Source organism: Acinetobacter sp. MB5, from assembly GCF_003261585.1.
GTDB lineage: Bacteria > Pseudomonadota > Gammaproteobacteria > Pseudomonadales > Moraxellaceae > Acinetobacter.
Genome location: NZ_POVU01000002.1, coordinates 125,320 through 145,209 on the forward strand (window position 1 = coordinate 125,320; position 19,890 = coordinate 145,209).

The window sequence follows — 19,890 nt, forward strand, 5'->3', positions numbered from 1 at the left end:
TACCCCCTACTGGGCTTAGTCAATTAAAAATCCTCATAATCAATACCTTTAAGCAGATGAAACAAGCTGAAGGCCTATTGCGAGTACATATACACCTGTGTACTCAGATTCAATTCCACTCTGTAAGTCATAAACTATTCATACTTCATGATAGACATCTTGTCTCTTTGCCTTGCAACGCCTGAGCTGATCGCTTTGGCACTATCTTTGCTTTAACTCCCGCTACTTGGCTGATGGTGAATGGATGATGTCTGTCTTAACCCGCACAATTTTTACTGAACAACCCTTTTTTGTGTTCTGTTCGCGTCTGCATCAACAGCGTCGTCAGGTCAATCATCCTTTGATTTCGGACTATTACGACTTGGAACTTGCTGACACACAAGATCAGGTGATTGCGATTCCAGATGGCTGTGTCGATATTTTATTTGAATGCAATACCAGCCAAAACCATGCATGGATTTGTGGGACAACCTTAAGCGCCAAGACCGTCCAGTTACATGCAGGGGTGCATTATTTCGGGGTACGTTTTCACCCAGGCGTAATTCCACAGTTTCAACAACTTGCAGCACATGAGTTGCTTGATCAAGAATACAAACTACTGGATATTCTTCCTCAAGCCGAAGGTCTAATCGAGCAGATTCTAGAACATACCCAGTTTGAACAACGCATTCGTTGCTTTGAGCAATTCTTAAATCAACATCTGTTACATGCGCTATCCGATATTAGTCTGGCAGTGCTGAAATGTATTTATCGCTCAACTTCACAATTTAAAATCAAGGAATTGGAACAACTGACAGGCTATTCTTCACGACATATTCAGCGGACGTTTAAGCAAGATACGGGTTTATGTCCCAAATCGTTTTTTAATATGATGCGTTTCCAGTCTGCGATTCATCATTTACAGCACTCAGTGCAGCACAGTATTTCAGATTTGGCATATGACTTAGGCTATAACGACCAGTCACATTTCAGCAAAGATTTTAAAAAATATGGCAATACCTCACCACATGCTTTTTTGAGTCAGGTACGTCTGTATGCAGATCAAAGGCTGTACTCTTAATCACAGCCTGAATTCTCATACTTTCTTTTGAGATGTGTTTACACGAGAAAATCATCATGCAAGGCATGATTGTTTTTTCTTGGTGCAAGCTGCTTTATTTTAAGGCACACCTTTTCTAAAAAATTACATCTTTTTATTATTTAATATATTAACTAAATGCTTTTCTTGTCATAATAATCACTCCATAGCCTATCGAGAAATATTCGTGGCAACCTCCTCAAAACGCCTGATTTATTTATTGGGTATGTTGGTGGCATTTGGTCCTTTGTCGATTGATATGTACTTGCCAAGCCTGCCAACCATTGCCCATGATCTGCATGCCAGTGCATCGCAAGTTCAACTGTCGATTACCATTTTCTTTATTGGTTTTAGTTTGGGCATGCTGGTGTATGGCCCACTCTCAGACAGTCTGGGACGAAAACCGCTGTTACTGGTCGGTATCAGTATTTATATTTTGGCATCACTAGGTTGTGTCTTTACCTTTAATATTGAATCGCTGGTATTTTTCCGTCTGCTACAAGCGATTGGGGGCGCATCGGCTTCGGTGATTTCTCGGGCATTGGTGCGTGATTTATTTCCACCACAGGAAACCCCGAAAATCTTGTCGTTTATGCATATCGTCACCATGATTGCGACCTTGATTGCACCGATTTTTGGCAGCATCATCATGCAGCTTTACCATTGGCAGGCGATTTTTATCTTTTTAAGCCTATTTTCCTGCCTGATTTTATATGCCGTGTATCGACAAATTGAGCATAAAAAACCTGTAGGTGTGGCGCATAATTTACTGGCCAATTACTGGCAAGTCATGAAAGTCAAACCAAGTTGGGGCTATATGCTGTGTTTGGGAGGAACTTTTGCAGGAATGTTTGCCTACATTACAGGTTCATCGTTTATTTTTATTCAGCAGTTTCACTTTTCTGCAACTCAGTATGCGCTGGTATTTGCATCCAATATTTTTACCATCATCGTATTTTCTTTTTTAAATACCCGACTGCTCAAGCTTTATAACCCACAGCAGTTACTCAAAGTCTTTGCCAGTCTGACCTGTGCTGCGGGCCTCTTTTTATTGAGTTTAAGCCTAACAGCACATGATCAAGCAATTTGGATCATGCTTGGGCAGTGCTTATTTGTTGGTATGACAGGTGCAATCGGGGCAAACTCGATTGCCAGTTTACTGCATTTATTTCCGAAACTGGCAGGCACAGCCTCAGCACTTGCGGTGTCCTTGCAATTTGGTTTGGGTGCTGTCGCCAGTTATTTAGTGACTTTATTTTATGTTGCCAACTCGACTCTTGCCATGACAGGCGTAATGGCTGCCTGTGGTGTCGTGGCATGTTGTAGTATTTTTTTGTTTCAGGACAAGACATGAACTCCAAAACATCTCCAAATTTATTCTTTAATTTAAAACCTGTGATTAATCTGCACACTGCACAGCAACTCACACAAGCAGCACTGAATACCGCACGTAAACTGCAAATTGATGTGGTGATTTGCGTGGTTGATGCACAAGGAAATATGGTGAGTTATGCACGGATGGATGATGCCCCTGTGGTGAGTTATGCCTTTGCTCAAAAAAAGGCATTTACCGCAGCAGCACTTCGACGTAGCAGTGCAGACTTTGCCGAATTGATGCAACCTGAACAGCGACTGTATGGCATGCAGCATAGTGATGAACGCCTGCTTGGCATGGGTGGTGGCTTGCCGATTTTCTGTCAGGGACAGTTGATTGGCGGGATTGGAGTCAGCGGTGGCTCAATTGCTCAGGATATTGAAATTGCCCAAAGTGCCTTGTTTACCTGTCAGCTTTTAGCTTCTTAATAACATCGATATTTGATGGATGATTCTGCTACGGCTAACTGCAATACTCAGACAAAACCTGACCATGATACACCTTGATAAATTAAGCTTAATATAGCGATATGAGACTTCTTAATTTGAAGGCTCAGGTCATACTTCAATACATTTTATGAAACCTACAACGCTTTAATTCGCTTTGCTTATTCATAACATTGAGCCATAAAAAAACAGATACCTGATGGTATCTGTTTCCTTGGTTATCGCTTGAAGGTCACTACTTCTTCTCGCGCATAACCCTCCCGCTTTGGAGATGGGTCGTTTGTATAAAGGGGAGTTATACAAACCTCCAAATCTGAAGATGGAAGCTGTTACACCGCTGCAAAGTAATGCTTAATAAAGAAGTCACTTTTGACTTCCCAAACGGTTGACGTACCTTTGGCTGCAACAAAGAAATCCCCTGCTTTATAGTTGTGCGTCTCGCCTGTGCTTTCATCAGTAATGCTGAGTTCACCAGCCACAATTACAGCCTGTTCTGAAAATGGGTAAACCAAACGATATTTACCTTGTTTAGTCCCAAAATAACCTGCGCTGATTGCATCAGTCGGTGCACCAAGGGTCATTTTTCCAAAAATATCAACATTATGTTCAGCAAGTAACTCACCGCCCAAGTCGGTAATTTGTCCCCAAGCATCAAGGTCTTCAAGTTGCACTTGCGGGTTGATTGTCACAAATGTAGTCATTGTCATTTCTCCATCAAAAAATCATTCAATTAACGTCTGCCCTGACCATAGCCTTTGATCTGATGCAGGAATTTGCCCAAAGTACACATGGTTGCCCGTAGTGAGTCTTTGTAAGGAATTTCGGGTTTCGACACCGAACTGAGAAGTTGAAAATGCTCACTGCCACCGAGTACACCCTGCGCCAGAATCTTGCAAATAATCTGGCTCGGTGTTACACCAAAACCACAGTAACCTTGCACATAAAACACATTTTTCTGTTCGGTCAATGTGCCAATTTGTGGAAACAAATTCTTCGTAGATGCCATTGGCCCACCCCATGCCAGATCAATTTTGACATCTGTCAAATACGGAAAGATTTTCAGCATCAGTTCACGATTCCACGCTTTTAAATCCTGTGGAATATAGTCAAACAGAGGTGTTGCCGAGCCAAAAAGTAAACGGTTTTCAGGGGTTACGCGGTAGTAGTCAATTACAGGACGAATATCGCTATATGCCCCACGCATAGGGCTAATCCGTTGGATCAGTTCGTCGCTGAGTGGTTCAGTCATGAGCTGAAAGGCATAGGTATTAATGGTGGTTTTATGCAATGTCGGTTCAAGCTTGTTGAGAAAGCTGTCACATGCCCAGACCATTTTGTCCGCAGTTACCGAACCTTTTGCAGTACGCACTTTGATTTTTTTGCCGTACTCAATCTCGATGGCTGGGGTATGTTCAAAGATTTTTACACCGTAAATTTCGGAGCAGGCTTTGGCTTCACCCAGCAACAGATTCAATGAATGAACCTGCCCACCGCCCATGTGTACCAAAGCACTTTGGTAAGCCGTTGAACCGACTACCTGTTGCACCTCAGCGCCTTCAACGTAGTAAATGTCATCTTGACTGTTGGTGGCTTTAAACTGTTTTTCCCAAGCTTTTAAAGTTTTGGACTGGCGTTGGTTAAAGCCCAGATAGGCATAACCATTGACAAAATCCGCATCAATTTTATATTTCGCTATACGTTCACGCATGATCTGTGGGCCAAGTTCACTCAGTTCAAAAATGGTGTTTAAACCCTCTTCACCGACCTCATGCCTTATGTTGTCCAAGTCATGCCCAATACCAGCCATGACCTGACCACCATTTCGACCTGAACCGCCAAATCCCAAATAACGTGCTTCAAGCACTACAATATTTTTAACGCCATGTTCCGCAAGTTCGAGTGCGGTATGAATCCCTGAAAATCCACCACCAATAATCACCACATCCGCCTGAAGGTCAGCTTCAAGTTGAGGAAAGTTCAAATGATATTTTTTAGTCGATGTGTAATAAGTTGCTGTTTCATCTGGATGCATAACCACTCCTTCATTATCTGTGGTATTTGCTCAGACCACTCATATTAATTAATATATTAAATACTTTTAAAAACCACAATATTTAATTTATTAACTTAACACCAAAATCTTTTCAATTTCATCGTTCTTATGAAAATTAAAATAATAAAATATCTTTTAATAACAACATATTGAAACATTATAGTCAGAATTTATCTGGGTTAAAAAAACAATCTATTACTTGAATTTGTTATTAAAAATCATCCTTAAGAGTGATTTTTTTCTTAAATAAAAATCGTTATTTTCGATTTTCAAACATTGATATTAGACTTCTTTCATAATTACCTACACCCTCTTTATTTTTCTCCATGAGCAAAATTGAAATACATTTCAATGCAGCGCAAGAGAAATAAAAAGGACGTATTAAAGAAGTCTATTTATTTTATAAAAGGAATGTTTTTATGAAGTATTTGGGTTCATCTTTTATTTTATTTTCATTTATGGGGCTTGCAACGCAACAGGCTTTCGCAGCAGATGACTGGTTTTCGTCAGATGCCTTTACGGTCACAGGGAATGTCACGCTAGCCACTGACTACCGTTTCCGCGGTTTGTCACAAACCAGTAATAACCCAAGTGTTCAAGGCGGTTTAACGCTGGCTCACAAGTCAGGTTTTTATGTCAACCTATGGGCATCCAATGTTGACCTTGGTTTAGATGGCAACAGTATTGAAGCGGATTATTTCTTAGGCTACCAATGGAAAATTGACGAGAAGTCGACCCTCGATTTTCAATATATTGATGTGAACTATCCAGGTGTATCCGATAAGACTCTTCATCCAGATTTTGGTGAATTTGCAGCGATTTATAGCCGCAGTGGTAATATCAAAGAAGGTGATAACATAACTTTGAGCGGTTATTACTCACCTGAATATGCCATGAAGTCTGGCAATGAAATGTATTTAAATGCCGCTTTTAGCTACCCGATTTATAAGTCGATTAATTTGATTGGCGCTGTCGGATATACCAAACTTGATAGCGTAGAAAAATTTCAGCAAGCCTATGGCTATGGTGACAAAGACCACTACATGGACTACAAAGTTGGCTTTAAAACCAATATCAAAGGCGTCGATACCGAATTGTCCTGGATTGATACTGATGTGAAGAATGGACCAAAAACCACCGATGGTACAGTCTATTTCAGTATCGGAAAATCTTTCTAAGACTAAACTTCCCCCTTTCTTTTCTAGGTGCAATGCCTAGAAAAGAAAGTTCTTGCTCTCTTGCACCATCTCTAAAAGCCATTTGTGAGACCTCCCACTATACCCTGCTCAAAATAAATCCAAAATAATTCTAGACACACCTCACTATAGTTAATATATTAAATATATAGTTAGCATATTAACTATATTCGAAGAATAATTTATGGATAAAATTACATGGATATTACAAATACCGCTCAGCGGACGACCGCAAGTGAAAGACGAGTTGCGCTTGCTACAGTGATCGGAACAACCATTGAATGGTATGACTTTTTTATCTACGCCAGCGCTGCCGCACTCATTTTCAAAAATCTGTTTTTTGCCCCTGCGGGAAATAGCCTCGGCACACTGCTTGTGTTTGCTACAGTTGGTATCAGCTTTCTGTTTCGCCCACTCGGTGCATTTTTGGCAGGTCATTATGGTGATAAATTTGGGCGACGTGCAGTTTTGGTCATTACACTGATTTGTATGGGTTTATCCACCGCACTGATTGGGGTCTTGCCCACCTATGCACAGATTGGGATTGCAGCACCCATTGGCTTACTGATATTACGAATTATTCAAGGACTTTCTGCGGGCGGTGAATGGGGCGGCGCAGTATTGATGGCAGTTGAACATGCACCAAGTCACCAACGTGGACGTTTTGGTGCATTTCCACAAATTGGTGTTCCGCTTGGCTTGCTGCTGGCATCAGGCATGTTGGCACTGATGAGTGGTGTCGTTGCACCAGGTGAAGCTTTTATGGAATGGGGTTGGCGAATTCCATTTTTATTTAGTATTGTCCTGCTGTTTGTCGGTCACTGGATTCGTCGCTCAGTTGAAGAAAGCCCTGTTTTTGAAGAAATTAAACAACGTAAAAGCAACTCCAAAACGCCGATCAAAGATCTATTTAAACACCATGCTTTACTTGTAATTACTGCTGCACTGGTGTTTGCAGGCAATAGCGCGATTGGCTACATGACCACAGGTGGATTCATTCAAAATTACACCACCAACCCTGAAGGTTCGATTCATTTACCGCGTACTGCGATTTTAATGAGCGTTACCTTAGCATCGGCATGCTGGCTGGTATTTACATGGATTTCAGGCTCTCTCTCTGACAAAATCGGGCGTCGCAATACCTATATCTTGGGCTGGATCATTCAACTGGTTGGGGTATTGGCACTGTTTCCTTTAGTGAATGTCGGTAGCATCTGGTCTGTTACTCTGGCACTTTGTCTGCTTTCCATCGGAATTGGCATGACCTATGGTGTGCAGTCGGCATTTTATTCTGAATTATTCCCTGCCTCAGTTCGTTTTTCAGGCGTTTCGATTGCCTATGCTTTAGGTGCAATTATGGGCGGTGCATTTTCACCCATGATTGCCTCTTGGCTCATTGGTGTGACCCATTCAACGCACTCAGTCAGTATTTATCTGGTATTCATGACTTTAATCGGTTTAGTTGCGACCTTGGCACTACGTGACCGCACAGGAATTCCGCTTGGGCCAGATCATGAAGAAGAACAAAAACAACGCCCATTCTCTTGGCAAAAATAAAACCACACTCAAGGTAAGTCTCAGCAGAATGATGCTTGCCTAATCTCATCTCTAAACCTCAAAAATGAACGACACAAGGGGCAATGTCATAGCATTGCGCCTACAAGGAATGTTTATGCGAAAAATGAATAAAAAGAACAGTGTTTTTATATTTTCAGCACTTAGCCTTGCGATTGCTATGCAACATAGCGCATGGGCAGATGATGATAATGATCATTTTAAAGTGGTCTTGAAAAATGCCTATATTGACCGTAACTACGACAGCAATACCGTGAAAGATACAGGCAGTTGGTCACAAGGGGCATCGTTATTTTACGATTCGAATTATCATGCCACACCGATTGATCAGCTTCAGATCGGGGTCGAAGCCACTGCCCAATATGCGGTGCGTCTAAGTCAAGACAAACACGTTGCCGACACTGTTTTACCTTTTGACAGCAGCACTCAAAAGCAAGCCGCTGATTATTTAAAATATGGTGGCACACTCAAACTCAAATACCAAAACACTGAAGTCAAAATGGGGGAACTCTGGCTGGACTTACCTGTGACGACGGTTGACCGCAGTCGCCAGTTATTGACCTCTTATTGGGGTGCAAATCTGCATTCGCAAATCAACGATGACCTGAGTGTTGAAGTTGGTCGCGTCACCAGAGTATCTCCACGCAATCAGGAAAGTTTCCATCATTTTTCCTATACCACAGGTGGTACAACCTATGGTTCTGATGGCCTGAATTATTTAGATGTTCGTTACCGTGTCAGCCCAAATCTGAAAGCTGAATATTACTATGGCAATTTAGAAAACCTGTTCAACAAGCACTATTTAGGGCTAGATCACTCGTGGAAATTGCCAACAACGACCGATTTAATTCTGAATAGTAAACTGAAATATTTTAATTCGAAAGATGACAACTCACATTTCAAAATCGACAGTCAAAACATTGGCTTACTGGAAACCTTAAAATATCAGAACCATGCGGTGAGTCTGGGGTATCAGCAAATCATTGGAGATGCTTACCCGCTGCCTGATGGCTATTTGCCTGAAACCTATTTTATTAACTGGAACGTGACAGGATTTTTTAAAGCCAAAGAAAAGTCATGGCACTTTGTCTATTGTTATGACTTTAAAGATTACGTTCCAGGACTCAGTATGGTACTGAAACATGTCTACGGTTACGGTTTTGAAACCACCGATCATCGTAAAAATAATGAGCAGGAATCCAATGTGATTTTAAATTACAACTTCCAGCAAAAAGCCTTACAAGGTTTGTCGATACAATATTTATATGCACCTTATCGGATTCATTATGGTACTGATTTTGATGAAAATCGCATTTTCCTGACCTATGTGAAGAAATTCTAAACCGAACCAAGTCACCTAATACCCACCTCACAAACCTTATTCATGCATGCCAGTCAGTGAATCAACTGACTGGCTTTTTCTTCTGGAACTTTAAATTAACCTGATGTAAAAACCTCCCCCAAAATCAGGAAATCTGTTTCGACCTGATCTCTTTAATAAGATTCTTTTATCATTCAAAAAGCGCATTAGAGACCATCAAATAAAAATTGAAAGTCTTTTCTTTTTGGAATGAGGAACACTGTTCAGCATAGCGATGAAGATAACTTGATGATGGATGGCTTTAAAACAGACTTATAAAAATAGTCATTGCTAAATAGGATTTTTAAAATGCTTGTTTTATGTTTCTATTCATAAAGCAAAATCGTATTTCTTTTTAACTTAACCCGATCATCTCCTTTTTAATTTCCCACAAAAATACAGTGATTTTCGCAACTGAATTCGCGTATTGACTTGATTATTTTAAGCAAAAAAAGACCCATCCAAAGATGGGTCTGCGCAACATTCAATTTAAATATTTTTAACCATATTGTTAATGTTGGCATATAAGCTTGGTTTCTTCTTCTTCAAGAATAAACCTGCCAATAAACCAAAGAGAATGCATCCCGCTAAAATCAAGGGCAAGCTATACACCACTGGGCTGTTTGAACCACTGAGAATGTCGAGATTTTTCACCACCAGACACAACACCACAAACATACCGATCGAAGAAATTAAAGGTGCAAGCAAACGGCTCCACAGCGATACTGGCAAACCTTTATTTTTCATGAAGTAGGAAATCACCGCCAAAGATACGCCAAACTGTAAAGCGAGAATTGCCATACTGCCAAATGCTGAAGCCCAAGAGAAAATATCAATCATCGGGTCAAGTTTCATGATGGCAAAAACAATTACCGCTGCAATCATCAATACACCTTGCACAATACTGGCAATATATGGCGTTTGATGTTTTGAATGAGTTTGTCCCATTTTTGCCCAAAGCAGACCATCACGGCTAATGGTGTACATGTAGCGAGAAAGCGAGTTATGAAAAGCCTGAGTTGCTGCAAACAAACTGGTGACCAGCAATACAGACATTACCTCAACAGCCCAATGTCCCAAGATTTTTTCTGTGACATTATAAATGTACATGCCTGGATCTTTGGTTGCGATCGCGGCAACGTGATCTACCCCACTGTATAAAACAAATGACCAAGATGTCAGTACAAAGAAGCTGGCAATCAAAATCACGGCAATAAAAGTTGCACGCGACACCACTTTCTGCGGATTTACACATTCTTCAGAATAAATTGCAGCGGCTTCAAAACCAATAAAGGAACAGATGGCAAAGACCATTGAAATCCCAAAATGGTCATTAAAAATATTACTTGGATGAAATGATGCAAAGTTAATATTTAAAGACTGAATTTGTGCATAATCAATTTTGGTCGGCTCATTAAATATTGCAAAATCAGCCACCAAAATAATCCCGACTTCCAGAATCATAAGCAAGCCCAAAACCTTACCACCAATTTCGACTTTGGCAATTCCAAGGAAAATCACCACAACTTGCATCACCACCGCATATAACCACCACGGTAAGTCAATATTTAAATTGGTTTGTACAAGATGCTCAGCAAAGAAACCAAACATGGCTGTGACCGACAACTCCATCGCAGCATAGGCCCAAATCGCGGTACTTAAACCTGCAATGCCAGACCCCACACCTAAGCCTTGCACAATATAAGTATAAAACGCGCCAGCATTGACCACATAACGGCTCATCGCCACAAAGCCAAAACTAAAAATAATCAGCAATGCTGCTGCAACCACAAATGACCCAGGTACACCTGCGCCATTCCCCAACATAAAGTTTAGTGGCAATGCACCTACGACACCTGTTAAAGGTGATGCTGCTGCAACCACAAAAAATACGACAGTCCACAGACCCAAGCTCCCTTTACGGAGATTATTACTACTGGTCATTCCCTGTCCTCCTTGATCAGATATTCACAACAGTTCATAAGATGAGATCTAAGCAAGTGTCTTGTGTTGTGCACATGGTCACTATTTTAAAATATAAAATGAGCATTAGATCACCAATTAAAGTTAATATATTAATTAACTTTTAGACTGTCTATCACAAACTCCGTTTCAGGCTTAAAATCATCCTCGAGGATGAGTTATTAAAATAAAATAAACATATTAATTAATAAAAAATAATCACTTATGAAAAGTACAAGTTAAACAATGAAAAGTGCATTAAAAAAATCCTTTTTATACCGCATCTTAATAGACATCGGAGAGATCACATGATTGACAGACAACAGTAGTTTAAGGATTAGCTATTATGGAAAATACCATTGCTCAACCAACAGCAACCCGAGCAAACTCATCTTTGGCAGAACGTATTCCTGCAACCTTTATTCGCCATAACACCTATTATGCAGATTCGGTGGTGGGTGCAGACATTTTAGAACAAGTAAAAGCCTTGTTACCGCAAATTGCTAAAAATGCAGAACATGCCGAAGCTTTACGCCAGGTTCCCGACGAAAATATTGAACTGTTAAAAGGGATTGGTCTACACAAAGCTTTTCAGCCGAAAGCCTATGGCGGTCTAGAAATTAGCCTGCCTGACTTTGCCAACTGTATCGTTGCCATTGCAGGTGCATGTGCAGGAACGGCTTGGGCATTTAGCTTGCTGTGTACGCATAGCCATCAAATTGCCATGTTCTCAAAACAACTTCAGGATGAAATCTGGCTCAGCAACCCTGATGCAACGGCAAGTAGCTCCATTGCGCCTTTTGGTAAAGTGCAAGAAGTTGAAGGCGGAATCATCTTAAATGGTGAATACGGCTGGAGTTCTGGCTGCGACCATGCCGAATATGCAATTGTCGGGTTTAACCGTTTCGATGCTGAAGGCAACAAAATCTATAGCTTCGGTGTCATTCCGCGTAAAGACTACATGATTCATGACAACTGGTTTGCACAAGCGATTAAAAGCAGTGGCTCAAAACAGCTCGTGCTGAAAGATGTATTCATTCCTGAATACCGCATTGAAAAAGCCAAAGCCATGATGGAAGGTCGCTCTTCAGGTTTTGGTTTGTACCCTGACAGCAAAATTTTCTATACCCCTTACCGCCCATATTTTGCCAGTGGTTTTGCAGCAGTGAGCCTCGGTATTGCAGAGCGCATGTTGGAAGCTTTCAAAGAAAAACAAAAAAGCCGTGTGCGTGCTTATACAGGTGTAAATGTTGGCGCTGCTACCCCTGCTCTCATGCGTTTAGCTGAATCAACCCATCAGGTTGCCGCAGCGCGTGCCTTACTGGAAAAAACCTGGCAAGACCATAAAGTGCATGGTGAAAACAAGCTGTACCCAAATGCCGATACTTTAGCATTTTGGCGTACCAACCAAGCATATGCAGTGAAAATGTGTATTGAAGCGGTTGACCGTTTATTTGCTGCGGCAGGCGCAACCAGTTGGCTCGACCAAAGTGAACTCCAACGTCTGTTCCGTGATTCACACATGACAGGTGCGCATGCCTATACGGACTATGATGTTTGTGCACAAATTTTAGGACGTCAGCTCATGGGCTTAGACCCAGACCCGAGCATGGTTTAATCAAGATAAGGATATCATGATGAATTCTCAAGTAAATGTAACCGTTGACCCACTACAGTTTCGCCGCGCATTGGGCAATTTTGCCACAGGCGTGACCATTGTCACTGCACAAAATGCCGCTGGTGAAAAAGTCGGTGTAACAGCCAACAGCTTTAACTCGGTGTCTTTGGACCCTGCGCTGATTTTATGGAGTATCGACAAAAAATCGTCAAGCTTTCAGGTATTTGAAGAAGCAACGCATTTTACCGTGAATATTTTGTCGGCTGCGCAAATTGATCTATCCAACAAGTTTGCCCGTCGTAATACTGACAAGTTTGCAGGTACAGAATATGAACTCGGCATGGGCAATGCACCTGTACTCAAAAACTGTTCGGCGAATTTTGAATGTGAAAAATATCAGATCGTTGAAGGTGGTGATCACTGGATTCTGATTGGTAAAGTAGTGCGTTTCACCGATGCAGGTCGTTACCCGCTGGTTTACCATCAGGGAGCCTATTCCGCTGTATTGCCACATCCAAGTTTGCACCTGAAAAACAAGCAGGAACATACGCAGTCTGCACAGGATATTTACCCAGGTCGTTTATACCAAAACATGTACTACTTGCTGACTCAAGCAGTGCGTGCTTACCAAAACGACTACCAGCCAAAACAACTGGCTTCAGGTTTCCGTACCAGCGAAGCGCGTTTATTGTTGGTTTTAGAAAGCAAAATGGCGGAGTCAAAAGAAGACTTAGTCCGTGAAGTGGCGATGCCAATGCTGGAAATTGAGCGTGCGACGCAAATTTTGGCCGAAAAAGGCTTGCTGACCGATCAAGGCAATCATTATGAATTGACTCAGGCAGGCATCGACACCGCACATATGCTTTATGAAATTGCTGAAAATCATCAGAAAGAAGTTTTTGCCAAATACAGCGATGAACAACGTGACTTGTTCAAGCAAATGCTCAAAGATCTGATCGGGATTTAATTCAAGAAATACAAAAAAGCCATTGGTCGAACCCAATGGCTTTTTTATTTCAGTCTTATCTTTTTAAATAGACTTCTGGATTAATCAGCAATATTTTCTTTCAGTTCAGAAAGTTCTTTGAGTAATTGCATTAAGGTTTGCATTTTTTCCTCACCATATTCTTTTTGAATTCGCTGGTAAGTTTCTTCCATTTTCACTACTTGGTGCTCAAAACACTTCTTGCCCGCTTCAGTCAAACTAATCAGGTAAATGCGCTGATCCTCAGTACTTTTATTTTTACTGATCAGCTTCATTTCCAGCATACGGTTTAAAATACCCGTCAGGCTCGGCTTTAAAATACATGCTAAATCAGCCAACTGGTTACTTTCCAAGGCATCGTATTGCGACAAAATGCGAATAATACGCCACTGCTGTTCAGTCAAGCCAATTTCATTGAGGGCTGGTCGAAAAAAGCTCATTGTGGTTTCGCGGGCTTGCAGTAGGGCTAGCGTCAATGAAGGGCGAATTTTGCTCATTAATAATCAAAATATAATACTGGGATTTTTTTATTTTCCTTGAAATACATCAGAAAATCAAACGACTTTTACGAAATAATTAATCTATTTATTTTTCAGAATGAATGGAAATACATAATAATGTTAATATATTAATTAAATTATTTTCCGATATATTCTCATGCTCTTTCGTAGTCTGATTTTCCCCAATTTTAGAAATTATTTTATTGGACATACCCTTTCGACACTCGGCACATGGATTCAGCAAGTGGCATTGGCGTGGCTCGTCTATCAACTCACCCATTCCGCAGCTTTACTGGGGCTAAGCAGTTTTTTAGCATTGTTTCCGCAGCTTGTGGTCAGCCCTTTGGTCGGCGCAGTGATTGACACGCTGAATAAACGGATTGCCCTGATAGTGGTACAAGCCTTGTTTCTGATACAGGCGCTTTTATTGGCTTATTTAACCTATTTTAATTTACTCAGTACCAGCAGCATTATTGCACTGGCATTATTCTTAGGGCTTTTAACCGCGATTGATACCCCATTACGCCAGTCGTTTATTAGTGAACTGATTCAAGATCGGCAATATATTGGCAATGCACTGGCGCTGAATGCCATGATTTTTAATTCCTGCCGTTTTATTGGGCCACCAATTGCAGGGCTATTATTGGCAGTCTCCAATCCGTTTACCTGCTTTGTCTTCAATGCCGTGTCCTATTTATTTCTCATGCTGGCACTGCTGCTGATGCGTAACATTCAAGCCACCCAAGCTACAGGCAAACTGCGACAGGTATTTCAGGAAGGTTATGGTTTTATTTTTAAAAACCAAGACTATAAACGTATGATGATTGGGATTGCTTGCCTGAACTTTACCGCTTCCAGTTATGTCGCGCTATTGCCGATTCTGGCAAAAGATTATTTACACGGCGATGCCAAAATTTTGGGTTATTTATGGGGCATGGCAGGCATTGGCTCGCTGCTGTCTTCCTTACTTCTGGCAGGAAGTCAGAATGATGAACAAACTCATCAGCGGATTTTTTATAGCAAATGTCTGTGTGCCTTGGGCTTGGTCTTTTTGTCCACACTGAACCTATTTTCAGGTTATCTATTGGCGTTATTTTTACTGGGTTTTGGCATTTCGACTGCCAACGTCTCGACCAATATTCTCATTCAGAAAAATACCCCAGCCGAATTACGCGGGCGCTCAGTGTCGATTTATACCGCCATCCGTTTTGGTTTCGATGCCTTGGGTGGACTAATTGCGGGTGCGATTGCCAGTCTCTATTCTGCCAAATGGGCGCTACTCTTTTTTACGGTGCTGCTGTGTTTGTATTTACTACGTCAGTTACCTCAGCATTTTTCAGACAAAATAAAAGGTCAGACAAGCTGACCTTTTATTCAAACCTTGATGACGATTTAAATGCCACCCATACACATGTATTTCAGTTCAAGGTAATCTTCGATTCCGTATTTTGAACCTTCACGACCACAGCCCGATTCTTTGATGCCACCAAATGGCGCAACTTCAGTTGAAATCAAGCCTTCGTTAATACCGACCATGCCGTATTCCAAAGCCTCACCGACACGCCAAGCACGACTTAAGGATTGCGTATAAATATACGATGCCAAGCCAAACTCGGTATCGTTTGCCATGGCAATCGCCTGCTGCTCAGTTTCAAATTTGAAGACTGGCGCAAGTGGGCCAAATGTTTCATCTTTAGCAACCAACATTTCAGGCGTTACATCAGACAATACGGTTGGTTCAAAGAAGCTATGACCAAGCGCATGTTTTTGTCCGCCGACAACCACTTTTGCCCCTTTGGCAATTGCGTCTTGAATGTGTTCTTCAACTTTTTCAACCGCTTTCGCGTTGATCAATGGCCCTTGCTGTGCGCCCTGTTCAAAAGCAGGCGCAACTTTTAGTTGAGCAACCGCAGCCGCCAGTTTTTCCACGAAAGTGTCATACACTGCGCTTTGCACCAGTACCCGGTTGGTACACACACAAGTTTGACCACTATTACGGAATTTAGAGGCCAAAGCACCTTCCACCGCCTGATCCAGATCAGCATCATCAAACACGATAAATGGTGCATTACCGCCCAGTTCCATGCTGATTTTTTTCATGGTGGCTGCGCTTTGCTGCATCAACAATTTACCAATTTCTGTTGAACCTGTGAATGACACTTTGCGAACAGCAGGATGCTCAGTCAACACCGCACCAATGTCGCGTGCACTGCCTGTAATGACATTCACCACACCTTTCGGGAAACCTGCCTGTTCTGCCAATGCCACCAATGCCAGTGCTGACAATGGTGTTTCCGATGCAGGTTTAATCACGATAGTACAGCCTGCCGCCAAAGCTGGCCCTGCTTTACGCGTGATCATGGCATTTGGGAAATTCCACGGGGTAATCGCTGCGACCACACCTACGGGCTGCTTGATCACCACCAAACGACGACCTTGTTTGTCATGTGGAATTACATCACCATAAGTACGCTTGGCTTCTTCTGCAAACCATTCAATAAAGCTTGCACCATACAGGATTTCCCCACGGCTTTCTGCCAATGGTTTACCTTGTTCCAGACTTAAAATGGTCGCCAAGTCTTCTTGGTTGTCCAAAATCAGTTGATACCATTTACGCAGCAAGACTGAGCGTTCTTTCGCAGTGGTGAGTTTCCACGTTTCAAATGCCGTTTGTGCAGCATCAACCGCCTGTTTAACTTGCTCACGTGACACAGAAGCTACTTCGCCAAGAACTTCACCTGTTGCAGGATTGGTCACTGCAAAGCTTTTTTCACCTGCAACCCAAGCACCATCAATATAGGCATGTTGTTGCAATAAACTGGAATTATTCAGTTGCATCTATAGCACTCCTCAATAGACGCTAGATTGTGTGTTCGTGGTGATCTCCACGTCTTTATATTTTGCCAGTAGCTGCTTCATCGACTTCATCAGCAATGAGGTATCGACCCCAACAGCAACAAACTCAGTGCCAAGCGCCAAGTAGTGTTTTGCCAGTTTTTCATCGGCAGATAAAATCCCTGCGGCTTTACCTACGGCACGAATTTTCTGAATACTGTCGACAATGGCTTTCTGAACATCAGGATGATTTGGATTGCCCAAGTGACCCAGTGCTGCTGACAAGTCCGCAGGACCAATGAAAACACCATCGATCCCTTCAACTTGTAAAATCTCGTCTAGATTTTGCAAACCACGTTGAGATTCAATTTGCACCAACACACAAATTTGTGCATCGGCTGTTTGCAAATAGTCAGTGATATTGTTCCAGCGAGATGCACGCGCCAAAGCTGCACCGACACCACGAATCCCTTCAGGTGGGTAACGTGTTGCTTTCACCATCAATGCTGCCTGTTCCGCAGTTTCCACCATTGGAATCAGCAGGGTTTGTGCACCAATATCCAATAACTGTTTAATCAGATGCACATCACCTGTCACAGGACGTACCACAGCCTGACTCGGATAAGCCGCCACACTTTGCAATTGCCCTAAAATACTACGGACATCATTGGGCGCATGTTCACCGTCTATCAGCAGCCAGTCATAACCTGCATTGGCTGCAATTTCAGCGCAGTAACTATCTGCCAGACCGACCCACATCCCGATTTGCTGTTCGGTTTTTAACTTTTGTTTAAAGTGATTGACTGTATTGACCACGTACTTTCTCCCTTAAACAAAACGGAATGCAATTGAACCCAATTGATCATAATCAATATGGAAGGTATCGCCTGCGCGCGCAGCCACAGGACGGGTAAATGAACCACCTAAAATAATTTGTCCTGGCTCTAAAGTCACACCATAGGGGTGCAATTTGTTGGCAAGCCATGCCACGCCTTTAGCAGGATGGTTCAAGACCGCCGCAGCCACACCTGATTCTTCAATCACGCCATTGCGATACAACACCGCAGAAATACGACGCAAATCCAAATCCGTCGCTTTGATTGGACGGCCACCGAGTACAATGCCTGCATTGGCAGCATTGTCAGAAATGGTGTCAAACACTTTACGGGTAATTTGAGTTTCAGGGTCAACGTTATGCAAACGTGCATCAATAATTTCAATCGCAGGAATCACATAACGGGTGGCATCGAGCACATCAAAAATAGTGCAGTTCGGCCCTGACAATGGCTTGTCTAAAATAAACGCCAGCTCAACTTCAACCCGCGGCACGATAAAACGTGACATTGGAATATCCGAACCCTCTTCGAACACCATGTCATCGAGCAGTGCACCATAATCAGGTTCGGTAATGTTGGAAGAAACCTGCATGGCACGTGAAGTCAGACCAATCTTGTGTCCAACCAACTTACGCCCTTCCGCGATTTTATGTTTCACCCATGCTTTTTGGATTTCGTAAGCATCTTCAATGGTAATTTCAGGATATTGCAAAGAAAACTGGCGCATCTGCTGCCCTGTTTTTTCAGCCTGATCGAGTTGTAATGCCAACTCCTGTACTTTTGCTTGATCTAACATGTGACTTCCCTGCATTAAGCCTGATTTTTTAAAAACTGGTGAATATTGTTGGATTTGAAATTCAGCACAGGATCGAGTTCGGTCATTTCAAAGGAAATTGCTAACAGGCGCTCAGCTTTCAGTGGCTGAAAAAATTGCTCAATCAAGGCAAATAATTCGCTAGCCACCTTTTGCCGTGTTTCCAGATCCCGCCCCGAACCGACCTTGAGGGTCATATGCACAAAGGCATAATCATGCTTGCCATCTGCCACACGATATTGATTTAAACGGATGGCACGGCTACGAATTCCACCTAAGGGAAACACGCCCGTATTGCCCAAAAAATCATTCACTTGCTGAAACAGGTCTTGAAAATCGACTGAGTCCTGCAAGTTAGCACTGTATTCTGCAATAAAGTGTGGCATGTGTGCTCCTTATTCTGCGGCTGGCATCAGTGGGAAAATCGCATTGATTTGCCCTGTACCTGAACTTGGGAATGCTGGGGTAATAATCTCAACAGGTTGGTTATAGCTGTCCCAACCCATTGCACCGAGTAACATGGCTGTGTCATGCATACCGCCTTCACCGAAACAGTATTCGGCATATTCAGGCAACATGGCACAGAACTCTGCCCACTCGGCGTTTTCCCACATGTTCACCACATGCTTGTCCACTTGGCGATCCCATTCGCGGGTATAAGAGTCCATACCGCGATGTGCTTCCCAGTCCCAAATGAAACGATGTGACAATGAACCGCTGGCAAAAATCGCAACATTGCCCTCGTAACGTTCAATCGCCTTCATCAAGCCTTCACCAAGTTTGCGACTGTCTTGCAATGAATGCGAAGTACAAAATGCCGACACCGACACCACTTTAAAGCGGCGGTCTTGGTTCATATAACGCATTGGCACCAAAGTCCCGTATTCAAGCTCAAGACTTTTAATGTTATGGGCTTGGATACGCACGCCAGTTTTGGCAATTTCTTCTTGCATCAACTGCCCCAAAACTGGGTTGCCATCGTATGCAAATGGCATGTCTTTGATGAAGTGTGGCAATTCATTACTGGTATACACACCTTCAAAGTGTTCACCGCAGTTAATGTGGAATGCGCTATTTACCAACCAGTGACTGTCAAACACCACAATGATGTCAACATCGAGTTCACGGCAGCGTTTACCGATTTCGATATGCCCATCAATGGCTGCCTGACGGCAACCTTGATGAGGCCCTTCAAGTTCAGACAAATACATCGATGGTACGTGTGTAATTTTTGCTGCAAGAACCAACTTACCCATA

At 42.4% G+C, this 19,890-nt stretch carries 18 protein-coding genes; 9 read left to right on the forward strand and 9 right to left on the reverse strand.

Annotation, left to right across the window (positions count from 1 at the left end; translation table 11 throughout):
- The first annotated feature begins 244 nt into the window (after window positions 1–244).
- The 3 genes from C1A47_RS03270 (at window position 245) to C1A47_RS03280 (ending at window position 2,881) form a co-directional block, all read left to right on the forward strand.
- Entirely contained in the window at window positions 245–1,060 is an 816-nt protein-coding gene (locus tag C1A47_RS03270) for a helix-turn-helix domain-containing protein (RefSeq protein ID WP_111892395.1), read from the forward strand.
- A 205-nt stretch (window positions 1,061–1,265) separates the two neighbouring features.
- Window positions 1,266–2,432 (forward strand): multidrug effflux MFS transporter, encoded by a 1,167-nt coding sequence (locus tag C1A47_RS03275; RefSeq protein ID WP_111892397.1) that lies wholly within the window; start codon window positions 1,266–1,268, stop codon window positions 2,430–2,432.
- The gene (locus C1A47_RS03280) at window positions 2,429–2,881 is read left to right on the forward strand and encodes a GlcG/HbpS family heme-binding protein (RefSeq protein ID WP_111892399.1); all 453 of its coding nucleotides are present in this window, start codon (window positions 2,429–2,431) and stop codon (window positions 2,879–2,881) included. The genes C1A47_RS03275 and C1A47_RS03280 overlap by 4 nt, the downstream gene beginning before the upstream one ends.
- A gap of 347 nt (window positions 2,882–3,228) precedes the next feature.
- On the opposite strand, the gene C1A47_RS03285 is transcribed toward C1A47_RS03280, so the two are convergent.
- The gene (locus tag C1A47_RS03285; protein ID WP_111892401.1) at window positions 3,229–3,600 is read right to left on the reverse strand and encodes a cupin domain-containing protein; all 372 of its coding nucleotides are present in this window, start codon (window positions 3,598–3,600) and stop codon (window positions 3,229–3,231) included.
- Between the two features lie 29 nt (window positions 3,601–3,629).
- The gene (locus C1A47_RS03290; RefSeq protein WP_111892403.1) at window positions 3,630–4,931 is read right to left on the reverse strand and encodes an NAD(P)/FAD-dependent oxidoreductase; all 1,302 of its coding nucleotides are present in this window, start codon (window positions 4,929–4,931) and stop codon (window positions 3,630–3,632) included.
- A 440-nt stretch (window positions 4,932–5,371) separates the two neighbouring features.
- Between C1A47_RS03290 and C1A47_RS03295 the strand changes: the two genes are divergently transcribed.
- From C1A47_RS03295 to C1A47_RS03305, 3 genes are all read left to right on the forward strand, one after another.
- Window positions 5,372–6,130, forward strand: coding sequence for a TorF family putative porin (locus C1A47_RS03295; RefSeq protein ID WP_111892405.1), 759 nt, complete (start codon window positions 5,372–5,374; stop codon window positions 6,128–6,130).
- A gap of 216 nt (window positions 6,131–6,346) precedes the next feature.
- Window positions 6,347–7,705, forward strand: coding sequence for an MFS transporter (locus C1A47_RS03300; RefSeq protein ID WP_111892407.1), 1,359 nt, complete (start codon window positions 6,347–6,349; stop codon window positions 7,703–7,705).
- A 178-nt stretch (window positions 7,706–7,883) separates the two neighbouring features.
- Entirely contained in the window at window positions 7,884–9,065 is a 1,182-nt protein-coding gene (locus C1A47_RS03305) for an OprD family outer membrane porin (protein WP_227539733.1), read from the forward strand.
- A 507-nt stretch (window positions 9,066–9,572) separates the two neighbouring features.
- Here C1A47_RS03305 and C1A47_RS03310 read toward each other — a convergent pair.
- Window positions 9,573–11,027: an APC family permease gene (locus C1A47_RS03310; RefSeq protein WP_111892411.1), complete on the reverse strand. Its 1,455-nt coding sequence runs from the start codon at window positions 11,025–11,027 to the stop codon at window positions 9,573–9,575.
- Between the two features lie 364 nt (window positions 11,028–11,391).
- Between C1A47_RS03310 and C1A47_RS03315 the strand changes: the two genes are divergently transcribed.
- Window positions 11,392–12,663: a p-hydroxyphenylacetate 3-hydroxylase oxygenase component gene (locus C1A47_RS03315; RefSeq protein ID WP_227539725.1), complete on the forward strand. Its 1,272-nt coding sequence runs from the start codon at window positions 11,392–11,394 to the stop codon at window positions 12,661–12,663.
- A 19-nt stretch (window positions 12,664–12,682) separates the two neighbouring features.
- On the forward strand, window positions 12,683–13,630 hold the full coding sequence (locus C1A47_RS03320) for a p-hydroxyphenylacetate 3-hydroxylase reductase component (RefSeq protein ID WP_111892413.1): 948 nt from the start codon (window positions 12,683–12,685) through the stop codon (window positions 13,628–13,630).
- A gap of 80 nt (window positions 13,631–13,710) precedes the next feature.
- Here the strand turns inward: C1A47_RS03320 and hpaR are convergent, their stop codons facing one another.
- Window positions 13,711–14,145, reverse strand: a complete 435-nt coding sequence (gene hpaR, locus C1A47_RS03325; RefSeq protein ID WP_111892415.1) for a homoprotocatechuate degradation operon regulator HpaR — start codon at window positions 14,143–14,145, stop codon at window positions 13,711–13,713.
- A 160-nt stretch (window positions 14,146–14,305) separates the two neighbouring features.
- On the opposite strand from hpaR, the gene C1A47_RS03330 reads away from it, so the two are divergent.
- On the forward strand, window positions 14,306–15,514 hold the full coding sequence (locus tag C1A47_RS03330; protein ID WP_111892417.1) for an MFS transporter: 1,209 nt from the start codon (window positions 14,306–14,308) through the stop codon (window positions 15,512–15,514).
- Window positions 15,515–15,540: 26 nt separating this feature from the next.
- Here the strand turns inward: C1A47_RS03330 and C1A47_RS03335 are convergent, their stop codons facing one another.
- From C1A47_RS03335 to hpaD, 5 genes are read right to left on the reverse strand one after another with little or no spacing between them, the layout of a single operon-like run.
- Window positions 15,541–16,986 carry an NAD-dependent succinate-semialdehyde dehydrogenase gene (locus tag C1A47_RS03335; protein WP_111892419.1) on the reverse strand — a complete coding sequence of 482 codons (1,446 nt, stop codon included), beginning with the start codon at window positions 16,984–16,986 and terminating at the stop codon, window positions 15,541–15,543.
- Window positions 16,987–16,998: 12 nt separating this feature from the next.
- Complete coding sequence (gene hpaI / locus C1A47_RS03340; protein ID WP_111892421.1) at window positions 16,999–17,799, reverse strand: 4-hydroxy-2-oxoheptanedioate aldolase; 801 nt, start codon at window positions 17,797–17,799, stop codon at window positions 16,999–17,001.
- A 12-nt stretch (window positions 17,800–17,811) separates the two neighbouring features.
- Window positions 17,812–18,615, reverse strand: a complete 804-nt coding sequence (gene hpaH / locus C1A47_RS03345; protein WP_111892423.1) for a 2-oxo-hept-4-ene-1,7-dioate hydratase — start codon at window positions 18,613–18,615, stop codon at window positions 17,812–17,814.
- Window positions 18,616–18,629: 14 nt separating this feature from the next.
- Window positions 18,630–19,019 (reverse strand): 5-carboxymethyl-2-hydroxymuconate Delta-isomerase, encoded by a 390-nt coding sequence (locus C1A47_RS03350; RefSeq protein ID WP_111892425.1) that lies wholly within the window; start codon window positions 19,017–19,019, stop codon window positions 18,630–18,632.
- 9 nt (window positions 19,020–19,028) lie between these two features.
- A complete protein-coding gene (gene hpaD, locus C1A47_RS03355; RefSeq protein ID WP_111892427.1) occupies window positions 19,029–19,889 on the reverse strand; it encodes a 3,4-dihydroxyphenylacetate 2,3-dioxygenase in 861 nt (286 codons plus the stop codon).
- Window position 19,890 lies beyond the last annotated feature (1 nt).